The 19,549-nt window shown below is 61.6% G+C and carries 21 protein-coding genes and 1 tRNA gene; 17 read left to right on the top strand and 5 right to left on the bottom strand.

From position 1 onward, the window contains the following. Positions 1-62 precede the first annotated feature (62 nt). Positions 63-356 carry a hypothetical protein gene (locus tag B9Z01_RS35850; protein ID WP_208625955.1) on the top strand — a complete coding sequence of 98 codons (294 nt, stop codon included), beginning with the start codon at positions 63-65 and terminating at the stop codon, positions 354-356. Between the two features lie 368 nt (positions 357-724). Here B9Z01_RS35850 and B9Z01_RS11150 read toward each other — a convergent pair whose 3' ends face one another. After that, positions 725-1,615, bottom strand: coding sequence for a LysR family transcriptional regulator (locus B9Z01_RS11150; protein WP_085482854.1), 891 nt, complete (start codon positions 1,613-1,615; stop codon positions 725-727). A 184-nt stretch (positions 1,616-1,799) separates the two neighbouring features. Here B9Z01_RS11150 and B9Z01_RS11145 point away from each other — a divergent pair, with 184 nt between their 5' ends. The 6 genes from B9Z01_RS11145 (at position 1,800) to eutC (ending at position 7,671) form a co-directional block, all read left to right on the top strand. Further along, positions 1,800-2,546: an SDR family NAD(P)-dependent oxidoreductase gene (locus B9Z01_RS11145; protein ID WP_085482852.1), complete on the top strand. Its 747-nt coding sequence runs from the start codon at positions 1,800-1,802 to the stop codon at positions 2,544-2,546. A 31-nt stretch (positions 2,547-2,577) separates the two neighbouring features. After that, positions 2,578-3,324: an SDR family NAD(P)-dependent oxidoreductase gene (locus B9Z01_RS11140; RefSeq protein ID WP_085482850.1), complete on the top strand. Its 747-nt coding sequence runs from the start codon at positions 2,578-2,580 to the stop codon at positions 3,322-3,324. Positions 3,325-3,568: 244 nt separating this feature from the next. After that, entirely contained in the window at positions 3,569-3,982 is a 414-nt protein-coding gene (locus B9Z01_RS11135; RefSeq protein WP_085482848.1) for a DUF427 domain-containing protein, read from the top strand. Between the two features lie 225 nt (positions 3,983-4,207). Then, complete coding sequence (locus B9Z01_RS11130; protein WP_085482846.1) at positions 4,208-4,948, top strand: SDR family NAD(P)-dependent oxidoreductase; 741 nt, start codon at positions 4,208-4,210, stop codon at positions 4,946-4,948. Between the two features lie 534 nt (positions 4,949-5,482). After that, positions 5,483-6,877, top strand: coding sequence for an ethanolamine ammonia-lyase subunit EutB (locus B9Z01_RS11125; protein WP_085482844.1), 1,395 nt, complete (start codon positions 5,483-5,485; stop codon positions 6,875-6,877). Beyond that, positions 6,874-7,671 (top strand): ethanolamine ammonia-lyase subunit EutC, encoded by a 798-nt coding sequence (gene eutC, locus B9Z01_RS11120; protein WP_085482842.1) that lies wholly within the window; start codon positions 6,874-6,876, stop codon positions 7,669-7,671. The genes B9Z01_RS11125 and eutC overlap by 4 nt, the downstream gene beginning before the upstream one ends. Positions 7,672-7,680: 9 nt before the next feature. Here the strand turns inward: eutC and B9Z01_RS11115 are convergent, their stop codons facing one another. After that, entirely contained in the window at positions 7,681-9,798 is a 2,118-nt protein-coding gene (locus B9Z01_RS11115) for a heavy metal translocating P-type ATPase (protein WP_244195985.1), read from the bottom strand. A 162-nt stretch (positions 9,799-9,960) separates the two neighbouring features. Between B9Z01_RS11115 and B9Z01_RS36165 the strand changes: the two genes are divergently transcribed. The 7 genes from B9Z01_RS36165 (at position 9,961) to B9Z01_RS11085 (ending at position 16,029) form a co-directional block, all read left to right on the top strand. Beyond that, the gene (locus B9Z01_RS36165) at positions 9,961-10,275 is read left to right on the top strand and encodes a hypothetical protein (protein WP_244195984.1); all 315 of its coding nucleotides are present in this window, start codon (positions 9,961-9,963) and stop codon (positions 10,273-10,275) included. A 63-nt stretch (positions 10,276-10,338) separates the two neighbouring features. Then, on the top strand, positions 10,339-10,770 hold the full coding sequence (gene cadR, locus B9Z01_RS11110; protein ID WP_085482838.1) for a Cd(II)/Pb(II)-responsive transcriptional regulator: 432 nt from the start codon (positions 10,339-10,341) through the stop codon (positions 10,768-10,770). Positions 10,771-10,894: 124 nt separating this feature from the next. Continuing rightward, a complete protein-coding gene (locus B9Z01_RS11105) occupies positions 10,895-11,095 on the top strand; it encodes a hypothetical protein (RefSeq protein ID WP_085482836.1) in 201 nt (66 codons plus the stop codon). Between the two features lie 59 nt (positions 11,096-11,154). Next, on the top strand, positions 11,155-12,558 hold the full coding sequence (dbpA, locus tag B9Z01_RS11100) for an ATP-dependent RNA helicase DbpA (RefSeq protein WP_085482834.1): 1,404 nt from the start codon (positions 11,155-11,157) through the stop codon (positions 12,556-12,558). 359 nt (positions 12,559-12,917) lie between these two features. After that, complete coding sequence (locus B9Z01_RS11095; RefSeq protein ID WP_085482832.1) at positions 12,918-14,072, top strand: pyridoxal phosphate-dependent aminotransferase; 1,155 nt, start codon at positions 12,918-12,920, stop codon at positions 14,070-14,072. A gap of 148 nt (positions 14,073-14,220) precedes the next feature. Next, entirely contained in the window at positions 14,221-15,015 is a 795-nt protein-coding gene (locus B9Z01_RS11090) for an ABC transporter substrate-binding protein (protein ID WP_085482830.1), read from the top strand. Between the two features lie 138 nt (positions 15,016-15,153). Further along, entirely contained in the window at positions 15,154-16,029 is an 876-nt protein-coding gene (locus B9Z01_RS11085) for an AraC family transcriptional regulator (RefSeq protein ID WP_085482828.1), read from the top strand. An 81-nt stretch (positions 16,030-16,110) separates the two neighbouring features. Here the strand turns inward: B9Z01_RS11085 and B9Z01_RS11080 are convergent, their stop codons facing one another. Beyond that, positions 16,111-16,698: a LysE family translocator gene (locus B9Z01_RS11080; RefSeq protein WP_085482826.1), complete on the bottom strand. Its 588-nt coding sequence runs from the start codon at positions 16,696-16,698 to the stop codon at positions 16,111-16,113. 444 nt (positions 16,699-17,142) lie between these two features. On the opposite strand from B9Z01_RS11080, the gene B9Z01_RS11075 reads away from it, so the two are divergent. Beyond that, positions 17,143-18,015, top strand: a complete 873-nt coding sequence (locus B9Z01_RS11075; protein ID WP_085483509.1) for an exonuclease domain-containing protein — start codon at positions 17,143-17,145, stop codon at positions 18,013-18,015. A gap of 39 nt (positions 18,016-18,054) precedes the next feature. After that, positions 18,055-18,531 (top strand): hypothetical protein, encoded by a 477-nt coding sequence (locus B9Z01_RS34785; RefSeq protein WP_143808889.1) that lies wholly within the window; start codon positions 18,055-18,057, stop codon positions 18,529-18,531. A 10-nt stretch (positions 18,532-18,541) separates the two neighbouring features. On the opposite strand, the gene B9Z01_RS36640 is transcribed toward B9Z01_RS34785, so the two are convergent. After that, complete coding sequence (locus B9Z01_RS36640) at positions 18,542-18,676, bottom strand: hypothetical protein (protein WP_275937496.1); 135 nt, start codon at positions 18,674-18,676, stop codon at positions 18,542-18,544. Between the two features lie 164 nt (positions 18,677-18,840). Continuing rightward, positions 18,841-18,916: transfer RNA gene (locus tag B9Z01_RS11070), tRNA-Lys, on the bottom strand. Between the two features lie 204 nt (positions 18,917-19,120). Here B9Z01_RS11070 and B9Z01_RS11065 point away from each other — a divergent pair. Beyond that, positions 19,121-19,525 carry a PaaI family thioesterase gene (locus tag B9Z01_RS11065; protein WP_085482824.1) on the top strand — a complete coding sequence of 135 codons (405 nt, stop codon included), beginning with the start codon at positions 19,121-19,123 and terminating at the stop codon, positions 19,523-19,525. Positions 19,526-19,549: the final 24 nt, after the last annotated feature.

The raw sequence follows: 19,549 nt of genomic DNA, 5'->3' as shown, positions 1-19,549 counted from the left end.
TAAATAAGCTCGAGCGAACGTCGCCCGATGAGTCGCTATCAGGCCCGGACGTCAATCAATGGATGTACGGGGCTACTCTTCGTATGCACGGGTCATTACACGCGGACACCTGGAGCGGGACAGCAGCTCAACTCGCATCGAAGTCTCAAATTGCTGTCTGGCCGGTCGGGGGATGGTGGAAGGACTGGAGTGAAACCCGTCAACACGACCGGGAAGCTCGATACGCGTTGATTATTTCACTGAAAGTTCTTGGCGATGTCGAAGCGGACATTTATACGCCCATTGCCACCTCGATTGCTGCAGATGCTGCGATTCCGATTGATATTGACGTTCCTGATGGCGACGAGCCTCAGTAACGTCGACAGAGTGCCAGCGCCATGAAATCCGCTAGAATCCCTTTGTTTTCTGGCAGTTTTCTCGCACGGCATCGGGCGACAGGCGATGGCTGATGATGACGGGAGAGCTTCGTTGAGAAGACTCCGGCTGCGGTTGATTCGAGGGGCTTTCGTTGGAATTTCTCGGCATATGCGTCCGTTTTTCTCACGTTATGCGTTCGCACCGTCCGGAGAGCCTTATCTGGCAAGGGCCAGTTTCTCGGAATATGCGTCCGTCTACATGTTGTCCACTAACGAATAACAATCGGACAACGTCCTGCGTCCCGGCCAGCGCAGGATACCCATTCGCCAGGCACGAGCGCACTACGTTAGGCTTGTCCTCATGAGGATCACGTAGTGAACGGTGCCAAGAGTTCTTCCGCTCTCGAAAGAAAGAGCTTCAGGACTGGAGACGTGTTCGACCTGCTGTAGCCAATGACGAGATCGACCGTCGGTGCATCGCCTTCAAGAGGCCGGCTGACGACCGACCATGGCAGCAGATTGTTCGCGTACTCCGGCATCAACGCCAGCCCACGCGTGGACGCTACGAGCGACATCGCCATCGCGAGATTGTCCACACCGTGGTCGGGCGTGATATCGAGCCCGCTCTGTTGCAGATACCGCTCGATCACGTCGTGCAGCACCCTCGCCTTGTTCGACGCCATGATGAACGTCTCGCCCACGAGATCCTCCGGGCGGATCGCTGTTCGTGCGGTCAGCCGATGGTCGCTCGGCATCAGCACCATGAGCTTTTCCCTGCTGACGACGCGATAGTCGAGATCGAATCCCGGTTCGGCACGCAGGAACGCGAGGTCGAGCCGGCCACGCGCTAGCGCATCCGCGAGGTCCGGCGAATAGCTGCTCGATATGGTGACGTCGATATTCGGCAATTCATCGCACAGAACCCGCATGGCGCGCGGCAGCCAGGTTATTTCCTCGCCGGTCTGAAAGCCGAGCGCGAAGGTCTGTTTCGCCGGCAGCGCGGCACGGCGCGCTGCCTCGGTCGCGGCGTCGACCTGCGCGAGCGCCAGCCGCGCATGGTCGAGGAAAGCCTTGCCCGATGCTGTCAGTTCGACGCCGCGGGCACTGCGGATGAACAGTTCCGCGCGGACCTCGTCTTCCAGATCGCGAATCTGTCGGCTAAGAGATGGCTGCGATGTGTGCAGACGCTGTTCGGCGGCAACCGTGAGGCTGCCCGTCTCCGCGACGGCAACGAAATATCGCAGATGTCGAAGTTCCATTTGCTCCTCGCCCGCATCCTATGCCTCATAGGCATGCCTACCAGCCTACAAAGTCTTTTTGCTTTTCGCAATCGACCACTAGATTAGCGAACAAGGGGCGGCGCGGAGCCTACCAGCAAACCACAACGAACTGGCACCGGCCCTCGCCCCAATACCTCTCATCTATATTGCAGGAGAGCGTCAAATGGACAGCCCAGTCGTTGTAATTACCGGTGCGCTTACAGGCATTGGCCGCGCCACGGCGCTAGCCTTCGCGGACAGCGGCGCGCATCTCATCGTTTCCGGCCGCCGCGAAGCCGAAGGCAAAGCGCTCGAAGCCGAACTTCGCGAACTTTCCGCAGACGCCGTGTTTGTCCGTGCCGACGTCCGTGACGACGATGATCTTCGCGGCCTCGTCGATCAGGCCGTCGCCCGCTTCGGCCGCATCGATGTTGCCGTCAACAATGCCGGCACGGAGGGAGAACCCGGCCCCGTCGTCGACCAGACGGCGGAAAACTACGCCGCGACCTTTGACACCAACGTGCTCGGCACGCTGCTCAGCATGAAGCACGAACTACGCGTGATGCAGGCACAGGGGCACGGCAGCATCGTCAACGTGTCATCGAGTTATGGCCATAAAGGCGTCGCTTACGCGTCGGTCTACGCCGGCAGCAAACATGCGGTCGAAGGCATGACCAAGTCCGCCGCGCTCGAAGTCGCCGCGTCGGGCGTGCGCGTCAATGCAGTCGCGCCGGGGCCGACCGAAACCGGCATGCTCGACCGCTTCACCGGCACGGCGGAGCGCAAGAGGGCGCTTGTCTCGACGGTGCCGCTGGGCCGCATCGGCCAGCCTGACGATGTCGCCAAAGCGATCCTGTTTCTCGCGTCGGATGCTGCGTCGTTCGTGACGGGCCAGATCATCTCCGTCGACGGCGGCAAAACGGCGGGCTGATACCGAACCCACAGCGATCAGGAGTACTGTCATGAACCACCTCGACGGAAAGACCGCGCTCGTCACGGGCGCCTCACGCGGCATCGGCCGCGCCAGTGCGCTCGCACTCGCGAAAGCAGGCGCACAGGTGCTCGTTCACTACAGCAGCGGGGAAGAGGCGGCGGATGCTGTCGTCGCCGAAATCCGCGCGGCCGGCGGCAACGCCCAGAAAATCGCCGCGGATCTGCGCGACGCAGACGGCCCGCATACGCTCGCAAAACGCGTACGCGCCGTCGTCGGCCATCGTCTGGACATTCTGGTGGCGAACGCCGGCATTTCAAAGGCTGTAAGCATCGAGGAAACGACCGTCGAAGATTTCGACGACCTGTTCGCCGTGAATGTGCGTGCGCCTTATTTCCTCGTGCAGCAGTTACTGCCCGTGATGTGCAAAGGTAGCAGCGTTGTCCTGCTCTCGTCGCTCGCGGCGCATGCCGCGGTCGGCAGGTTCCCCGCCTATGCGGCTACCAAGGGGGCGGTCGAAACGCTCGTCAAGCATTTCGCTTCGGCACTTGGTGAACGCGAGATTCGCGTGAATGCGGTTGCGCCCGGCGTCGTCGAAACCGACATGTCGAACTTCACCAAGACCGACGCGGGACGCGAGGCCGCGCTCGGCATGCAGGCGTTAAAGCGCGTCGCGCAACCTGATGACATCGGGGGCGCGGTTGCGTTTCTCGCCTCGGACGCAGCGCGCTGGATTACCGGTGAGACGCTGCGTGTCGACGGCGGCTCGAAACTCTAGACCAACGCGATCCGCGCCCGTTTGCAGTATCTTCGAGAAGCCTGATCAATCAACGTAAGCTCTCGTGACGGCCGATTTCGCCGCGAACGCGTTGAAGATGCCGATTCCAGTCGGACACACCGCGTTTCAGCGACGGTACGACGAGCTATCTGCCCGGGCAGGCGCCGCCGCATAACGCATTGCACCGGTGCTGACTGGCTGGCGAGAACGAACGCCCCTGAAGCACCAACTCAAGGAGAAACCCATGGTCAGCAACACCACTCCCGCCGCCCGGTCAGTGAAGGTTCCGGGCAAGGACCATCCGATCACCATCGAACGCAATCCGTCGCGGGTGGTGGTCACGGTGGCCGGAAAGGTCATCGCCGATACTCAGGATGCGTTGACGCTGCGCGAGGCCCATTACCCGGCAGTCGTCTACGTCCCGCGAAAGGATGTCGACATGACGTTGCTCGAGCGCACCGACCACGCGACCTACTGCCCCTATAAGGGCGATTGCGCGTACTTCTCGATTCCGGCTGGCGGCGAACGCTCGGTCAACGCCGTTTGGACCTACGAGGATCCGTACGAGGCCGTCGCACGGATTCGCAACCATCTCGCGTTCTATCCGGACCGCGTGGATGCGATCGACGAGCTGCCGGCCGCTTCGACCGACAACTGAGCGCCCGGAGTCGCTCACCATCGCACGCACGACACTCGACTTTTCACGGAGATTGACTTGAGTGTCGCCAAGCCTGAACAGCACAGGGCCCTCAGCCTGAGGGCGTGAACCGTTGCGCTTACCTATCAATAGCGCTTCGTAAAATAATCAGGATAGCAAAACAGTCAATCATTAACTGGAGTAGTGACGCGGCTAGCCCCGCTCACGGAAACCTTGGGAAATCACATGTCCAAGTTAGCTCAAAAAGTGGCACTCGTTACCGGCGGTTCACGCGGCATCGGTGCGGCAATCACGAAGCGTCTCGCCGCGGATGGAGCGCGGGTGGCCTTTACATATGCGAAGGACGCCGGCGCGGCTTCGGCCGTAGTCAAAGAGATTGAACTCAATGGCGGAAAGGCTATCGCGATCCAGGCGGACGCGACAGACGTCAAAGCCGTCGAGGCCGCGGTCGAAAAAACTTTTGCGACCTTCGGCCGGCTGGATGTGCTGGTGAACAATGCCGGCACGGCCATTCCGAAACCGTTCGAAGACACGACACTGGAGGAGATGGATCGAGTGATCGACATCAACATCCGCGGCGTGTTCGCTACGACCAAGGCTGCGCTGAAGCACCTGGGTGATGGTGGCCGCATCATCATGATCGGTTCGGCGGTGGGCGAGCGTGCGATTGCGCCCGGGCTGGTGCCCTACGCGGCCACGAAGGCAGCCGTCAGAATGTTCACTCAGGCGCTGTCTCGAGAGTTGGGAGGTCGGGGCATCACAGTGAACAACGTCCAGCCGGGTCCGATCGATACAGACCTGAATCCCGCCTCAGGCGATTGGGCTGTGCCGCAGAAGGCGGCCACGGTATTAGGCCGCTATGGGCGCGTCGAGGAGATCGCTGCAATGGTAGCTTTCGTCGCCGGCCCGGAAGCCTCTTACATTACCGGCGCGAATCTTACGGTGGATGGTGGGATGAATGCCTGAGCCTGGGCAGAGATGGCGCGTGCCGGGCGCTACCGTCGAGTCCACTTATCCACATCCCCCTTTGGACAACCTTTGTGAAAGCCCTCGAACATGTTGTGGGTGAAACCTTGATAAAGGCGCAGCGTGTATGAGCCGATCAAACATTCTCCTTGGCTCCGTTAACCTGTCCGCCTGCGATCCCAACGGTTATCGATTCCGCAGCGCCTTGATCCGTAAACGAACTTCCGGGTTATCCACAACCCAACGCGCCCTTTGTTAACTATTACTACGTATACGTATACAAAGATTATAAAAACCAGAGAAGCACACACGAAGCCGCGCAACGTATACGCGCATAACGACGGCAGCAGCGCAGCAACGGGCAAACCACAACACGGCAGAATCGCCTCACCTCAACGGCAAACAGCCTCAAACCCCACAACGTGACGCTACCGCCATTTGGCGCTATCGTGTGATGTGCACCACCCGCAGCATGCAGCATGTAACCGCCGTTCCCATTCCTGCCCGCATTCGCGAAGCAATGGAGCCGCAGACATGAGCTATACCGAATCGATCGGCAGTCGCACGTACCGCTTCGCCGATCTGAAAACCCTGCTCGCAAAAGCGAGCCCGCAACGCTCCGGCGACCAGCTCGCAGGCATCGCGGCCGTGAGCGAAGAAGAACGGGTCGCCGCGAGGATGGCGCTGGCACAGGTGCCGCTGCGCACTTTCATCGACGAACCGCTAATCCCCTACGAAACCGACGAAGTCACGCGCCTGATAATCGACGATCACTCGCCGCAAGCCTTCGCCGAAGTCTCACATTTGACGGTAGGCGACTTCCGCAACTGGCTGCTGAGCACCACAACCGATACCGGCGCACTCACCCGCGTCACGCAGGGCCTCACCCCGGAAATGGTCGCCGCGGTTTCGAAGCTGATGCGCAACCAGGACCTCATCGCGGCCGCGCGTAAACGTCCGGTCGTCACGCGCTTTCGCAACACCGTCGGTTTACCGGGCCGCATGTCGGTACGCCTGCAACCGAATCACCCGACCGACGACGTCAAAGGCATCGCAGCCTCGATGCTCGACGGCCTCATGTACGGCTGCGGCGATGCGCTGATCGGCATCAACCCCGCGAGCGACAATCTCGCCGCGATCACGAAGCTGTTGCGGATGATCGACGAATTCCGCGAGCGCTATCAGGTACCCACGCAATCGTGCGTGCTCACGCACGTCACAAGCACGATCGCCGCGATCGAAAAAGGCGCACCGGTCGATCTCGTGTTCCAGTCGATCGCGGGCACCGAGAAGGCGAACGCGAGCTTCGGCATTTCGCTCGCGCTGCTGCAGGAAGCGTACGAGGCGGGGCTGTCGCTCGAACGCGGCACCGTCGGCAACAATCTGATGTACTTCGAAACGGGGCAGGGCAGCGCGTTGTCGGCGGATGCGCATTTCGGCGTCGATCAACAGACGTGCGAGGCGCGCGCCTATGCGGTGGCGCGCAAGTTCGAGCCGTTTCTCGTGAACACGGTGGTGGGTTTCATCGGCCCGGAGTATCTGTACGACGGCAAGCAGATCACGCGCGCGGGTCTCGAAGATCACTTCTGCGGCAAGCTGCTCGGCGTGCCGATGGGTTGCGACATCTGCTACACGAACCACGCCGAAGCGGATCAGGACGACATGGACAATCTGCTGACGCTGCTCGGCGTCGCAGGCATCAATTTCATCATGGGTGTGCCGGGGGCGGACGACGTGATGCTCAACTATCAGAGTACGTCTTTCCACGACGCGCTGTATGTGCGCGATGTGCTGGGTTTGCGGCGCGCGCCGGAATTCGAGGAATGGCTGAAGTCGATGCAGATCATCGACGAACGCGGCGCGCTGCTCGGCGCATCGGCGCAGCCGCCGCTTCTCGAAGGCGCGCGCGACTGGATGGGCATCGCATGAGCGACGCACTCGACAAAGATCCGTGGAACGCACTGCGCCGGTTTACGCAGGCACGTATCGCATTGGGCCGCGCGGGCAACAGCCTGCCGACCGCGCCGTTGCTCGCGTTCAATCTCGCCCATGCGCAGGCGCGTGACGCTGTGCATCATCCGCTCGACGCCGATGCGCTGCACGCCCAGTTGCGAGCACACGGATTCAGCACGCTGGATGTGCATAGCGCCGCGCCGGATCGCGAGCATTACTTGCGGCGTCCCGATCTTGGGCGGCGTTTATCGGACGAAAGCCGCGCGGCGCTCGCGCAAATGCCAAAAGAATCGAGCGATGTGGTGTTCGTGATCGGCGATGGTCTCTCTGCATTCGCAGCGTCGAAGCAGGCCGTGCCGCTGCTGCAAGCGGTGCGTCCGAAGCTCGCGGATTGGCGTCTCGGTCCCGTGGTGGTCGCGCGTCAGGCGCGCGTCGCGCTCGGCGACGAGATCGGCGAATGGCTCGGCGCGAAGATCGTCGTGATGTTGATCGGCGAGCGGCCCGGCTTGAGTTCGCCGGATAGTCTCGGCATCTACATCACGTATGCGCCGAAAACGGGTTGCAGCGACGCGCAACGCAACTGCATTTCGAACGTGCGTCCCGAAGGGCTCGACTATCCGCAGGCCGCGCATAAGCTGCACTATCTGCTCATGCAGGCGAGGAAGCTCGGGCTGACGGGCGTCGGTTTGAAAGACGACAGCGATGAGTTGCTGGCGAGTGCGCCGACGCATCCCGCAGTGAGCGACGGTTCGGATTCAGGCGCGCCGTAAACACCGCGCTCACTTCCGCAACAACCTCAACCCATTCCCCACCACCAGCAAACTCGCGCCTACGTCAGCAAACACCGCCATCCACATCGTGCCGAGCCCCATCAACGTCAGCACGAGAAATACGCTCTTGATGCCGAGCGCGAGCGCGATGTTCTGCACCAGCACTGCATGCGTCGCCTTCGACAGGCGGATGAACGCCGGAATCTTGCGCAGGTCGTCGTCCATCAGCGCGACGTCGGCGGTTTCGATCGCGGTGTCGGTGCCCATCGCGCCCATCGCGAAGCCGATGTCGGCGCGTGCGAGCGCGGGTGCATCGTTGATGCCGTCGCCGACCATGCCGACCGTCGCGCCATCGGCCGACCATTGCGCGACCGTGTTGAGCTTGTCCTCGGGCAACTGGTCGCCGCGCGCTTCGTCGACGCCGACCTGCTGCGCGATCGCCGCGGCCGTGTGGCGGTTGTCGCCGGTGAGCATCGCGGTGCCGACGCCGAGCTGCCGCAATTCGGCCACGGCGACGCGGCTCGTGTCCTTCACCGTATCGGCGACCGCGAAGAGCGCGAGCACGCGCTGGGAGTCGGCGAGCATCACGACGGTCTTGCCCTGCTGTTCGAGCGCATCGAGGCGCGTTTCGAGCAATGCCGAACAGCGCCCGAGTTCTTCGATCAGGCGATGATTGCCGAGCCAGTACGCAACGCCGTCGATCTCGCCGCGCACGCCGCGTCCCGCCAGCGCTTCGAATGCATCGACGGGCACGTGCGCGATGCCGTCGCCGTGCGCGGCCGCCGCAATCGCCATCGACACCGGATGATCGGAGCGTCCCGCGAGACTCGCCGCGAGCGTGCGGTAGCGGATCGCGTTGGCGTCGGCATGGCCGCCGACACCGTCAGCACTAACGTCAGCTCCAACTTCATTTCCAACCAGTTCGAACTCCGTCTGCACCGGCTTCCCATGCGTAATCGTCCCGGTCTTATCGAGCGCCAGGCGGCTCAGCTTGCGTCCCTGTTCGAGATAAACGCCGCCCTTGATCAGAATCCCCTTACGCGCCGCAGCGGCGAGTCCGCTCACGATCGTCACCGGCGTCGAGATCACGAGCGCGCACGGACACGCGATCACCAGCAGCACGAGCGCCTTGTAGACCCACGCGTGCCACGCCGCGCCGAACAGCAGCGGCGGCACGACCGCGACGGCGAGCGCGATCGCGAACACGATCGGCGTGTAGACGCGCGCGAATTCATCGACGAAGCGCTGCGTCGGCGCCTTCGTGCCCTGCGCTTCCTCGACCGCGTGGATGATGCGCGCGAGCGTCGTGTGGCCGGCCGCGGCCGTCACGCGATAGTCGAATGAGCCCGTCTGGTTGATCGTGCCGGCGAACACGGTGTCGCCAGTGGTCTTGTCGATCGGCAGGCTTTCGCCGGTGATCGGCGCCTGATCGACGCTCGAGCGGCCCGTGACGATCTCGCCGTCGAGCGCGATCCGCTCGCCCGGTTTCACGCGCACCAGCGCGCCGGGCGCGATCGCGTCGACGCGCGTGAGTTGCCACGTGCCGTCGGGTTGCTGCACGCTTGCCTCGTCGGGCGTGAGCCGCATGAGTCCTTCGATCGCGTTGCGCGCGCGGTCGAGCGAGCGCGCTTCGATCAGCTCCGCGATCGTGAAGAGCACCATCACCATCGCGGCCTCGGGCCACTGGCCGAGCAGCGCCGCGCCGGTCACCGCGATGCTCATCAGCGCGTTGATGTTCAGGTTGCCGTTGCGCAGCGCGAGCCAGCCTTTGCGATACGTCGTGAGGCCGCAGGAGGCGATCGCGACGAGCGCGAGTCCGGCCACCATCCAGGCGGGCGCGCCGAGCCAGCCAGCGGCCTCCGAGGCGGCCGCAACGACGCCGGCGAGGATGAGCGGCCACCATGGCTTCGGCGCGGCGTTGCCGGGGGTTGTGGGCGCTGCGTTGGCGTCGTCCGCGAGTTCGGGGGTGAAATCGAGCGAGCGCAGTGCGGCGAGGATCGGTTCGAGCGCATCCGGTGCGTGGACGACGGTTAGCACGCGCTGGATCAGATTGAAGTTCATGCTGCGCACGGCGGGCATGCGGCCGAGCTTCTTGCGGATCAGCGCTTCTTCCGTGGGACAGTCCATCTGCATGATGCGGATCGCGGTGCGCAGGTCGTCGCCGACGGCTTCGGAAGGCGGCAGACGCAGCGGCGTCGGTGCGAAAGCGGCGGGCGCGCAGCAGGCGCCGTCGGCGTGGGCGTGGGCTGAGGCCGAGGCCGAGGCCGAGGCGTGGTCCTGAGTGTGGTCATGGCCGTCGTGGTCATGGTCGGAGGAGGCGGAGTTGTGGGCGTGGCCGTCGTGGTGGTCGTGATCGTGCCCTTCATGCCGATGAGCGCAGCTTCCGCCCGGGTTTCGAGCGTGCCCCTGCCCATCCACCGGCCCATCGTGCCCGCAGCCGCCGGCCAGGTCCGGCCCATGATCGTGCCCATGTTCCCGCTCGTCCCGCTGCGTCTGAACCTGCCCGCAAGCCCCGTGCGCACAGGTTCCGCCCGATTCGGGGCGATCAACTTCCAGACGGCTGGCTTCAGACATAGTGGCTTCCTTGTTCGATTTGTGGTCTAGTAAACACCTTGAAGCCACTACAAGGTCAAGACCCGAGGTCAAGCCCGCGTAGAAGGAGGGTCCATGAAAATCGGCGAACTGGCGAAAATCGCCCATTGCACGACTGAAACCATCCGTTTCTATGAAAAGGAGCGCCTGCTGCCCGAGGCGGAGCGCACCGAAGCCAATTACCGTAGTTACACGGCGAAGCACGTCGAACGCCTGCGCTTCATCCGCAATTGCCGCGCGCTCGACATGACCCACGACGAAATCCGCGCGTTGCTGCGTCTGACCGACGCGCCGGCCAACGGCTGCGGCGGCATCAATTCGCTGATCGACGAGCACATCGCACACGTCGACACGCGTATCGAAGAGTTGCAGCAGTTGAAAGCGCAATTGACCACGCTGCGGGAGCAATGCCACGGCGAGCAGGCGGTCGAGGACTGCGGCATCGTGCACGGCCTGACCGACATGGATGTGGCCGCACCGCGAGTGCGGCATACGCATCTGGGCTGAAGCGTTGGGCCTAGGCATGCGGGCCGTCGCGTAACGACGCTTCGCCGGGGCAGCAATCCCATGCAAAGTCTGGCCGCTGGTGCGGCCAGGCCGACCGATCATCGAATCCAGTTGGAGAATCAACGTGTTTACCTGTAGAAACCAGTCCTGCGGCGCGCAGTGGGAGCAATCCGACGTCGTCATCAAGAACGAAGGGCAGGGGCTGCTGTTCCGCTGCCCGCTGTGCGGCGCGCGCAATTACGTCGAGCGTTTCGACGGCGACGACGGCGCGGTGCTGTACGAACAGTTGCCGGGCCGCCCCGATCTGGGCCCGTTGGCCGAGTAAGTTCGCGTCATCAGTTCTATCGCCAGCCTCGCCTTTAGCCGATCCCTACCGACGTCCCTATGAATAGTCCCACCCCCGCCGGCGCCGCATTCAGCGAGCTGCCGTTGCCGCCCGCCACGCTCGCGAACCTGACGCAGCTCGGCTACGTCGAGATGACGCCGATCCAGGCCGCGAGCCTGCCGACCGCGCTTGCCGGCCACGATCTGATCGCCCAGGCGAAAACCGGCAGCGGCAAGACCGCGGCGTTTTCGCTCGCGCTGCTCGCACGGCTCGACGCGCGCAACTTCGCCGTGCAGGCGATGGTGCTGTGCCCGACGCGCGAACTTGCCGATCAGGTCACGCAGGAAATCCGCCGTCTTGCGCGCGCGGAAGAAAACATCAAGGTGCTGACCTTGTGCGGCGGCACGCCGATGCGCCCACAAACGGCGAGCCTCGAACACGGCGCGCACATCGTGGTTGGCACGCCGGGCCGCATCATGGATCACCTCGAGCGCGGCAGCCTTGCGTTGCAGTCGCTCAACACGCTGGTGCTCGACGAGGCCGACCGCATGCTCGACATGGGTTTCTTCGATGACATCGCGAAGGTCGCAAGACAATGCCCGAAAGAGCGGCAAACGCTGCTGTTTTCGGCGACGTACCCCGAGGGCATCGCGAAGCTGAGTCAGCAATTCCTCCGGAATCCGAAGGAAATCAAGCTCGCCGAGCGGCATGGCGACAGCAAGATCCGCCAGCGTTTCTATGAGGTGAGCGAGGACGAGCGTCTGCACGCGGTCGGACTGCTGCTGAACCACTATCGTCCGGTTAGCACGATCGCGTTCTGCAACACGAAGCAGCAGTGCCGCGATCTGCTCGACGTGCTGCGCGCACAGGGCTTTCATGCGCTCGCGCTGCACGGCGAGCTCGATCAGCGCGAGCGCGACCAGGTGCTGATCCAGTTCGCGAATCGCAGCTGCTCGGTGCTGGTTGCGACCGACGTCGCCGCGCGCGGCCTCGACATCGCGCAACTCGAGGCGGTAATCAACGTCGACGTGACGCCGGACCCCGAAGTGCACGTGCACCGCATCGGCCGCACGGGCCGCGCCGACGAGGAAGGCTGGGCGCTCAGTCTCGCGAGCATGGACGAGATGGGCCGCGTGGGCGGTATCGAGCAGGCGCAAAAACGCGACGTCGAATGGCACAAGCTGTCGGAACTCAAGGCGGCGAGCAATGAGCCGCTGCTGCCGCCGATGGAAACGCTGCAGATTCTCGGCGGCCGCAAGGAGAAGATCCGTCCCGGCGACGTGCTGGGCGCGCTGACCGGCGACGCTGGTTTCGCGGGCTCGCAGATCGGCAAGATCAATGTGACCGACATGTCGACCTATGTCGCGGTGGAGCGCAGCATCGCGCGCGAGGCGGTGCGCAGGCTCGGCGTGGGCAAGCTGAAGGGTCGCAAGGTGAAGGTTCGTTTGATGGACGGAGATTGACAGGTTGATGGTCCAAGGGCTCGCAGAACAGAACGCCCAAAAGCCCCAATAAGGCCTGAAGTCCGCTACATCCCAAACGGCCGCACCCGCGGCCGTTCCCTTATCCATCACATTCCGTCATACCTGCGCGGTTTCCCGCGTTCCTCTCTCCGCCCAATCGCGTCCCTGAAAATCGTGATCCGCCTGGCACTGCCCGACACGGAGCGGCTTCGCGCGAGCCATGACGTAAATGCATGCCGCGCATGACAAAGTTTCGATTGTGACCGTTCTTTGGCTGATGCCTAATCACCCCATCGGAAAGACCGCCACGCAGCCGCCGTTCGCGCAGCCGCTGCCGGGCGAAGAAATGGAGAAAGTCTATGCAGAGCGCCATGCAAGCCCGCTCGAAACTGCCGGACGTCGGCACCACGATTTTTACAGTGATCGGCCAGTTGGCCGCGCAATACGATGCGCTCAACCTGTCGCAAGGCGCGCCGAATTTCGCGCCGGACGCGAAGCTCGTCGACGACGTCGCGCAGGCGATGCGCGACGGTCACAACCAGTACGCGCCGATGGCCGGCATCATGGCGTTGCGCGAAGCGCTCGCCGACAAGGTCGAAACGCTGTATGGCGTGCGCTACGACCCGGCCAGCGAAGTGACCGTGATCGCGAGCGCAAGCGAAGGTCTTTATTCGACGATCAGCGCGCTCGTGCATCCCGGTGACGAAGTGATCTACTTCGAGCCCTCGTTCGACAGCTACGGCCCGATCGTGCGGTTGCAGGGCGCGACGCCCATCGCGATCAAGCTGTCGCTCACCGACTTTCGCGTGAACTGGGACGAAGTGGCCGCCGCGATCACGCCGAAGACGCGCATGATCATCATCAATACGCCGCATAACCCGACCGCGACCGTGTTCAATGAGGCCGATATCGAGCGGCTCAAGGCGCTCACGCGCAACACCGGCATCGTGATTCTGTCCGACGAGGTCTATGAGCACGTCGTGTTCGACGGCGCGAAGCATCAGAGCATGGCCTGCCATCGCGAGCTTGCGGAGCGCAGCGTGATCGTGTCGTCGTTCGGCAAGTCGTATCACGTGACGGGCTGGCGCGTCGGCTATTGCCTCGCGCCCGCCGCGCTGATGGACGAGATTCGCAAGGTCCATCAATTCATGGTGTTTTCCGCCGACACACCCATGCAGCACGCGTTCGTCGACGCGCTCGCCAATCGCGAGAGCTATCTCGGCCTCTCCGCGTTCTATCAGAAGAAGCGCGACCTGCTCGCGCATGCGCTGCGCGAATCGCGCTTCGAGCTGTTGCCGAGCGAAGGCAGCTTCTTCATGCTCGCCCGTTTTCGCGGCTTCTCCGACGAAAGCGACAGCGACTTCGTGCTGCGCCTGATTCGCGATGCCCGCGTCGCGACGATTCCGTTGTCGGCGTTCTATACCGACGGCACGGATTCCGGCCTGATTCGCCTGAGTTTCTCGAAGGACGACGCGACGCTGATCGAAGGCGCGCGGCGTTTGTGCGAAATCTGAGCGTGCACCCTCGGCACGCCGGCAAGCGGTAATTTTGAACGCAGTATGATCGTCGTCTCGTCACGCACGAGTGGGTAAATCGCTTGTGTGACGGCACATTCGAAGTCATTGAAGCAATCGAAGCATGAGAAGAAAGAAGGGAGATGTTATGAAGTTGCTCAAGCCTTTGTTGGCGCTGGCCTTTGCATTCGCGTCGCTCGCGATGGTGCCCGCCGCGAGCGCTGCCGATACCTCGACGCTGCGTTTCGGGCTCGAAGCGCAGTATCCGCCGTTCGAATCGAAAGGCCCGGGCGGCCAGCTGCAAGGGCTCGATATCGACGTGGGCAATGCGGTCTGCGAGGCCGCGCATATGACGTGCAAGTGGGTCGAAACCTCGTTCGACGGATTGATTCCCGCGCTGCAGGGCCGCAAGTTCGATGCGATCAATTCGGCGATGAACGCGACCGAGCAGCGTCGCCAGGCAATCGATTTCACGACGGTCGTCTATCGCGTGCCGACACAACTGATCGCGCGGCGCGACAGCGGCCTGCTGCCGACGCCCGCGTCGTTGAAGGGCAAGCGCGTGGGCGTGTTGCAGGGCTCGATTCAGGAGACCTTCGCGAAGGTGCATTGGGAGCCGGTCGGCGTGACCGTGCTGCCGTATCAGGACCAGAACCAGGTGTACGCCGATCTGATGGCGGGTCGTCTCGACGCGACACTCGTGCTCGCGCCCGCGGGGCAATCGGGTTTTCTGTCGAAGCCGGACGGCAAGGACTACGCGTTCGTCGGCCAGCCTGTGCGTGACGACAAGATTCTCGGCAGCGGTATCGCATACGGGATTCGCAAGGGCGACACGGCGTTGCGCGACCGGTTGAATGCCGCGATCGCGAAGGTGCAGGCTGACGGCACCGTGAAGACGCTCGCGGCGAAGTATCTCGGCAATATCGACGTGAGCGCGAAGTAGTCGCGCGATGCGGGTTGCGTGACGCTCCTCGCGAGCGCCGCGCGTTCGCTTGTTGACGGCGCGTTTGACGGCTACGATATCCGGGCTTCGTTTCATGATTCGTCATGGCGAAGCCGACGGATCAACCGGAGGGCGCACATGGCCGAGATGACCGAGGCGGCAATTCACCCGAAGAACGCGGCCGCGAAGAAAGCGCACGCCGCGAGCGCAGCCGCGCCGTGTTTCTGGCGCAGTGACGCGCTGCCGTTCATCGAGGCACGTTCCATCGACGACGGCCGCAAGGTTTGCTACGCCAGGCACTCGCATGAGACGTTTTCGATCGGCGCCGTGACCGGCGGCCGTAGCGTGTATGTGAATCGCCACGCAAAGGAATGGATCGGCGCCGGCGCGGTCGTGATGATGAACCCGGACGACGTGCACGCTTGCAATCCCGTTGCCGACGAACGCTGGTCGTATCGCATGCTGCACGTCGACGTTGCATGGCTCACGAAATTGCAGCATGAACTGGGCTTCAGCGCGAACGGCGCGTTTCGGGCGTTCTCGCAGACCATGACGTTGGACCCTGCGTTGTTCGATGGCCTGAACCGGCTCTGCGCGATTCTCGTCGATCACGACGCCGAGACACTGCACAAGGAAAGCGCGGCAATCACGTTCTTCTCCGAGGTGCAGCGCAGGCTCAATCCGGCGAGCCTGCCGGTTTATGACGCGAGTGCCCAACTCGCGCGGGCCGCCGAGTTCATCGCCGATAACTGCACGCGTTCGCTGAAACTCGAGGACATATGCAAGGCGGCCGGGCTGTCCGCGTCGCATCTGATTCGCGCGTTCAAGCAGCGCTACGGCATGACGCCGCATGCGTATCTGATCAATCGGCGCATCCAGTACAGCCGCGCGCAATTGAGGCGCGGTTGCCTGATCGCCGACGTCGCGCTCGATGCCGGTTTCGCCGACCAGGCGCATTTGCAACGGACCTTTAAGCGGCTGGTCGCGGCGACGCCGGGGCAGTATCGCAGTTGAGCGTGCGGTTGTGAGTCCTGCTGCCGTTAGGGCGATTCATTTGGCGCGCTCGGTGAGCGTGCTTCACGTCATCTCAGTGCTTCACTCCACGAGCAGATAGAGAGCGCTCGCCGCGAGCAGCGTCGCCATCACGCGATTGAACAACCGGACACGCTTTGCTTCACGCAAATGCTGACGCAGGAACGTGCCCGCATAAGCCCAACTCGCAATCGACACATAGCAGATCACGAAGTACAGCGCGGCGAATTGCCAGACGAGCCGGCCGTCGCCGTTGGCCGCATATGCGCCCATGCCGGCCAGCGACGCGAGCCACGCTTTCGGATTGAGCCATTGCATCGCCGCGCCATACGCGAACGACGGTCCACGATCCGGCTTGTCGGCGCCGAGCTGGCCGTTATCGACGGCGAGCTTGTAGGCCATGTAAAGCAGAAAGCCGACGCCCACCCATTTGACGATCTCGATCAGCTTCGGAAAGTGCGCGAGCAATTCATGCAGGCCCAGGCCGATCAGTAGAAGCAACACGGTGAAGCCGACCGTCGCGCCGGTGACGTGCCGCAGAGTCGCAGCGAGCCCGTGCTGTGCGCCGGCGCTGAGCGCCACGACGTTTACCGGGCCGGGAGAAATGGAACAGGCGAGCGCGAAGGCGGCCATGGAGAGTAATGCGGTCATCGGATGCCTCGATACGTGAGTGCGCGGATTGATTGCGACGCTCAACGGTAGCGGGGCGATGAGGGTGTGTATTGAAGGAAATTGCTGGGGGGAAAGAGGCGTGGGGAAAACCCGCGACACGGTTGCGATTCGCAAAAGCTCAAAAAAATAATGCGACGGCGCCATTTACAAAACGGGCGATTTACCCTCCGGATCATGGAAACGGCTAGGGCGGGAATCATACCGAGCCTGGCTGGCCACATCTCCGATTACGGGGGAGTGAAGGGAGTAACAGGAGGTGAGAAACCACGCGGCATGCCATTGAAGGGGAAGCCGCGCTTGGACTTCTGTTACCTGCGTTGCCGTTCGGCGAGTATCTTGTCGCCCTTGGAATATCAGCAGATACTACAATCGCTTGTGTGGGGAATTTGTCCGAGCCTAATTTATAACGGGATTCCGACCATCATGTCGCAGAAATTTGTGGCTATTGATTTTGAAACGGCCAACGCCGACCTGGCGAGCATCTGCCAAATAGGCGTGGTTACGTTCGAGGATGGGAGAGTCGTCGAGAGCTGGGCCGCGTTGGTTAATCCGCAGGATTATTTCGATTGGGTCAACGTTGAAATCCACGGAATTGATGAAACAACCGTCAAGGATGCGCCTACGTTTCCCCAGCTATACAGCGCGCTACGTCAACGCCTTGAGAATCAGATCGTCGTCAGTCATACCGCATTCGATCGAACTGCTCTTTTTCAAGCTGCCACGAAACACAACCTCTCTCATATTTTCTGCCAATGGCTAGATTCGGCGCGCGTTGTCCGCCGGGCGTGGACGGAATGGTCGAAAAAGGGATATGGGCTAACCAATGTATGTGGAAAGCTGGGCATAGCATTTACTGCTCACGAAGCTGTCGAAGATGCTCGCGCTGCCGGGGAAGTGCTTCTGTATGCGATCGAGGCTACCGGTATTGAACTGGAAAGTTGGATGAGCCGTGTCCACCAGCCTATTGATCCCGCTACTGTTGCGCCAATTGCGATGCAAGGCGATCCCGATGGCGTGCTTGCGGGGGAGGAAATAGTGTTTACTGGCGCGCTTACGTTGCCGCGGCGTGAGGCCGCTGCACTTGCCGCCAAGGCCGGCTGCGATGTAGCGTCGAATGTAAGGAAGACGACGACACTTCTAATCGTTGGTGATCAGGACGTTCAGAAACTTGCAGGCCATGAGAGAAGTATTAAACATAGAAAAGCCGAAGACTTGATAGCGAAGGGTCAAGTGATTCGAATATTGAAGGAGGGTGATTTCATTGAGATGTTAAATCTCGCGGATAGAGAAAAATAGCATAACGAATTACTGATATGATTTTCCTCGGAGATAGGTATGTCGTCTGAGTTATTCGGTGAAAATAATATTCGTAAATTATTGACGAATCCGGATCTAAAAATTGTTCTGGATTCTCCTGGGAATGAATATCGTTTCGAGTACTTTACTACGTCTACCAAAGACCGTATCTCGGGCGAGCCACGGCTAACACGAACTTATCGTCTGATCGATTTGGTGCGAGGCGGAATAACGCCCGAACCTTGGGAGACGTATGACATCGATAAGCAGACGGTGACGATCGCAAATTTAATTAAATTTAGTGGCTATCGAATGACGAAGATTATCAGCGGGTGGCAGGTGACTTGTCCGGCTTGTGGTCACGTTACGCGTGGGAAGACTTGGGAGTCGATTCCGAAGAAATGTACGGCGCTAGCTTCAAAAAAATGCCGGTCTGCTATTGACGATATGAACGCTATAGAGCTTCTGTTTGCGGCGCCGACTCAGGACATTATTTTGCAGCGTGTCGATTCGTGAATATTAGATATCACCTGAGTTTCACGAGCAAGATTTCTGGATTCAAATTGGTGTCGAACGACGATCGATAAACCGGCCCGTAACCGCGCCGGCGGACTTCAGCGCGCCAGTGCCAGTAAGCGCCGCGTTGACTGATATAGGCCATTTTCCAGACTCCATGTGGAAGGTGAGTTGCACTTGGTCTGGAGTCTTCCGTTCCAATAGTTTTCCAGCAAAGGCCAGTTTTTGACGCCTGTACACGCGAGCTACAGACGAAAAAAAAGCACCGCGATCGTTCGCAAGTGCTTGATTTTCAACTACAGAATTTGGTGGTGGGGCGTGAGTGACTCGAACACTCGACCTACGGATTAAGAGTCCGCTGCTCTACCAACTGAGCTAACGCCCCCGACAGAAGCGAAATTATGCAGTAACTTTTTGAGATTGCCAAGCCCTTTTAGCAAATTTATTAAGAAATTCACATCATCCGGGCTCGAACTTTTCCTCGACAAAGCCGCTATCTTGAAAACATCGCCGCGCCCGGTCGTCCCGGTATCATGTCGCGGACACCGCGCCGCACGGAGCGTCACGCGGCTTTCAACCGGGGATTGCCATGGATGACAAAGAGATTGCCGAGCTGCTCGACCGGGTCCTCGCGCCATGGGTTCGGGCGCTCACGCTGACGCCGGTCAAGGCCGGCGAGGAAGGCGTGACGCTGCGTCTGCCGTTTTCGGGCGAGTGGCGCCACTCGGGCGGCATGATTAGTGGCCAAGTGTTCATGGCGGCCGCTGATACGGCGATGATCGTCGCGATTACCGCGGCGCTCGGCAGCTTCAGGCCGATGAGCACGGTGTCGCTGAATATCAACTTCATGCGCGCGGTCCGCAAAGGCGATGTGCTGATCAACGCGCGCGTCCTGCGCATGGGCCGCAATCTGGTATTCGGCGAAGTCGAATTGTTCGACGAGGGCGGCAACATGGCTGTCCATGCCACCACCACTTACGCGCTGCTCGACTGAATGTCCAGGCAAAGCGGGCCGCCC

The sequence above is a fragment of the Paraburkholderia susongensis genome (assembly GCF_900177725.1).
GTDB lineage: Bacteria > Pseudomonadota > Gammaproteobacteria > Burkholderiales > Burkholderiaceae > Paraburkholderia > Paraburkholderia susongensis.
Note: the sequence above shows the minus strand (reverse complement) of the source record. Positions and strands in the feature narration are given on the sequence as shown.

Coding starts and splice junctions, on each gene's coding strand:
- B9Z01_RS11135 (WP_085482848.1), top strand. CDS start 3,569: ATGGTCAGCAACACCACTCCCGCCGCCCGGTCAGTGAAGGTTCCGGGC.
- B9Z01_RS34785 (WP_143808889.1), top strand. CDS start 18,055: ATGTCGTCTGAGTTATTCGGTGAAAATAATATTCGTAAATTATTGACG.
- B9Z01_RS11080 (WP_085482826.1), bottom strand. CDS start 16,698: ATGACCGCATTACTCTCCATGGCCGCCTTCGCGCTCGCCTGTTCCATT.
- B9Z01_RS36640 (WP_275937496.1), bottom strand. CDS start 18,676: ATGGCCTATATCAGTCAACGCGGCGCTTACTGGCACTGGCGCGCTGAA.
- B9Z01_RS11115 (WP_244195985.1), bottom strand. CDS start 9,798: ATGGACTGTCCCACGGAAGAAGCGCTGATCCGCAAGAAGCTCGGCCGC.
- B9Z01_RS11140 (WP_085482850.1), top strand. CDS start 2,578: ATGAACCACCTCGACGGAAAGACCGCGCTCGTCACGGGCGCCTCACGC.
- B9Z01_RS11145 (WP_085482852.1), top strand. CDS start 1,800: ATGGACAGCCCAGTCGTTGTAATTACCGGTGCGCTTACAGGCATTGGC.
- B9Z01_RS11130 (WP_085482846.1), top strand. CDS start 4,208: ATGTCCAAGTTAGCTCAAAAAGTGGCACTCGTTACCGGCGGTTCACGC.
- cadR (WP_085482838.1), top strand. CDS start 10,339: ATGAAAATCGGCGAACTGGCGAAAATCGCCCATTGCACGACTGAAACC.
- B9Z01_RS11085 (WP_085482828.1), top strand. CDS start 15,154: ATGGCCGAGATGACCGAGGCGGCAATTCACCCGAAGAACGCGGCCGCG.
- B9Z01_RS11150 (WP_085482854.1), bottom strand. CDS start 1,615: ATGGAACTTCGACATCTGCGATATTTCGTTGCCGTCGCGGAGACGGGC.
- B9Z01_RS11095 (WP_085482832.1), top strand. CDS start 12,918: ATGCAGAGCGCCATGCAAGCCCGCTCGAAACTGCCGGACGTCGGCACC.
- B9Z01_RS11075 (WP_085483509.1), top strand. CDS start 17,143: ATGTCGCAGAAATTTGTGGCTATTGATTTTGAAACGGCCAACGCCGAC.
- B9Z01_RS11065 (WP_085482824.1), top strand. CDS start 19,121: ATGGATGACAAAGAGATTGCCGAGCTGCTCGACCGGGTCCTCGCGCCA.
- B9Z01_RS36165 (WP_244195984.1), top strand. CDS start 9,961: ATGGCCGTCGTGGTCATGGTCGGAGGAGGCGGAGTTGTGGGCGTGGCC.
- B9Z01_RS35850 (WP_208625955.1), top strand. CDS start 63: ATGTACGGGGCTACTCTTCGTATGCACGGGTCATTACACGCGGACACC.
- dbpA (WP_085482834.1), top strand. CDS start 11,155: ATGAATAGTCCCACCCCCGCCGGCGCCGCATTCAGCGAGCTGCCGTTG.
- B9Z01_RS11125 (WP_085482844.1), top strand. CDS start 5,483: ATGAGCTATACCGAATCGATCGGCAGTCGCACGTACCGCTTCGCCGAT.
- eutC (WP_085482842.1), top strand. CDS start 6,874: ATGAGCGACGCACTCGACAAAGATCCGTGGAACGCACTGCGCCGGTTT.
- B9Z01_RS11090 (WP_085482830.1), top strand. CDS start 14,221: ATGAAGTTGCTCAAGCCTTTGTTGGCGCTGGCCTTTGCATTCGCGTCG.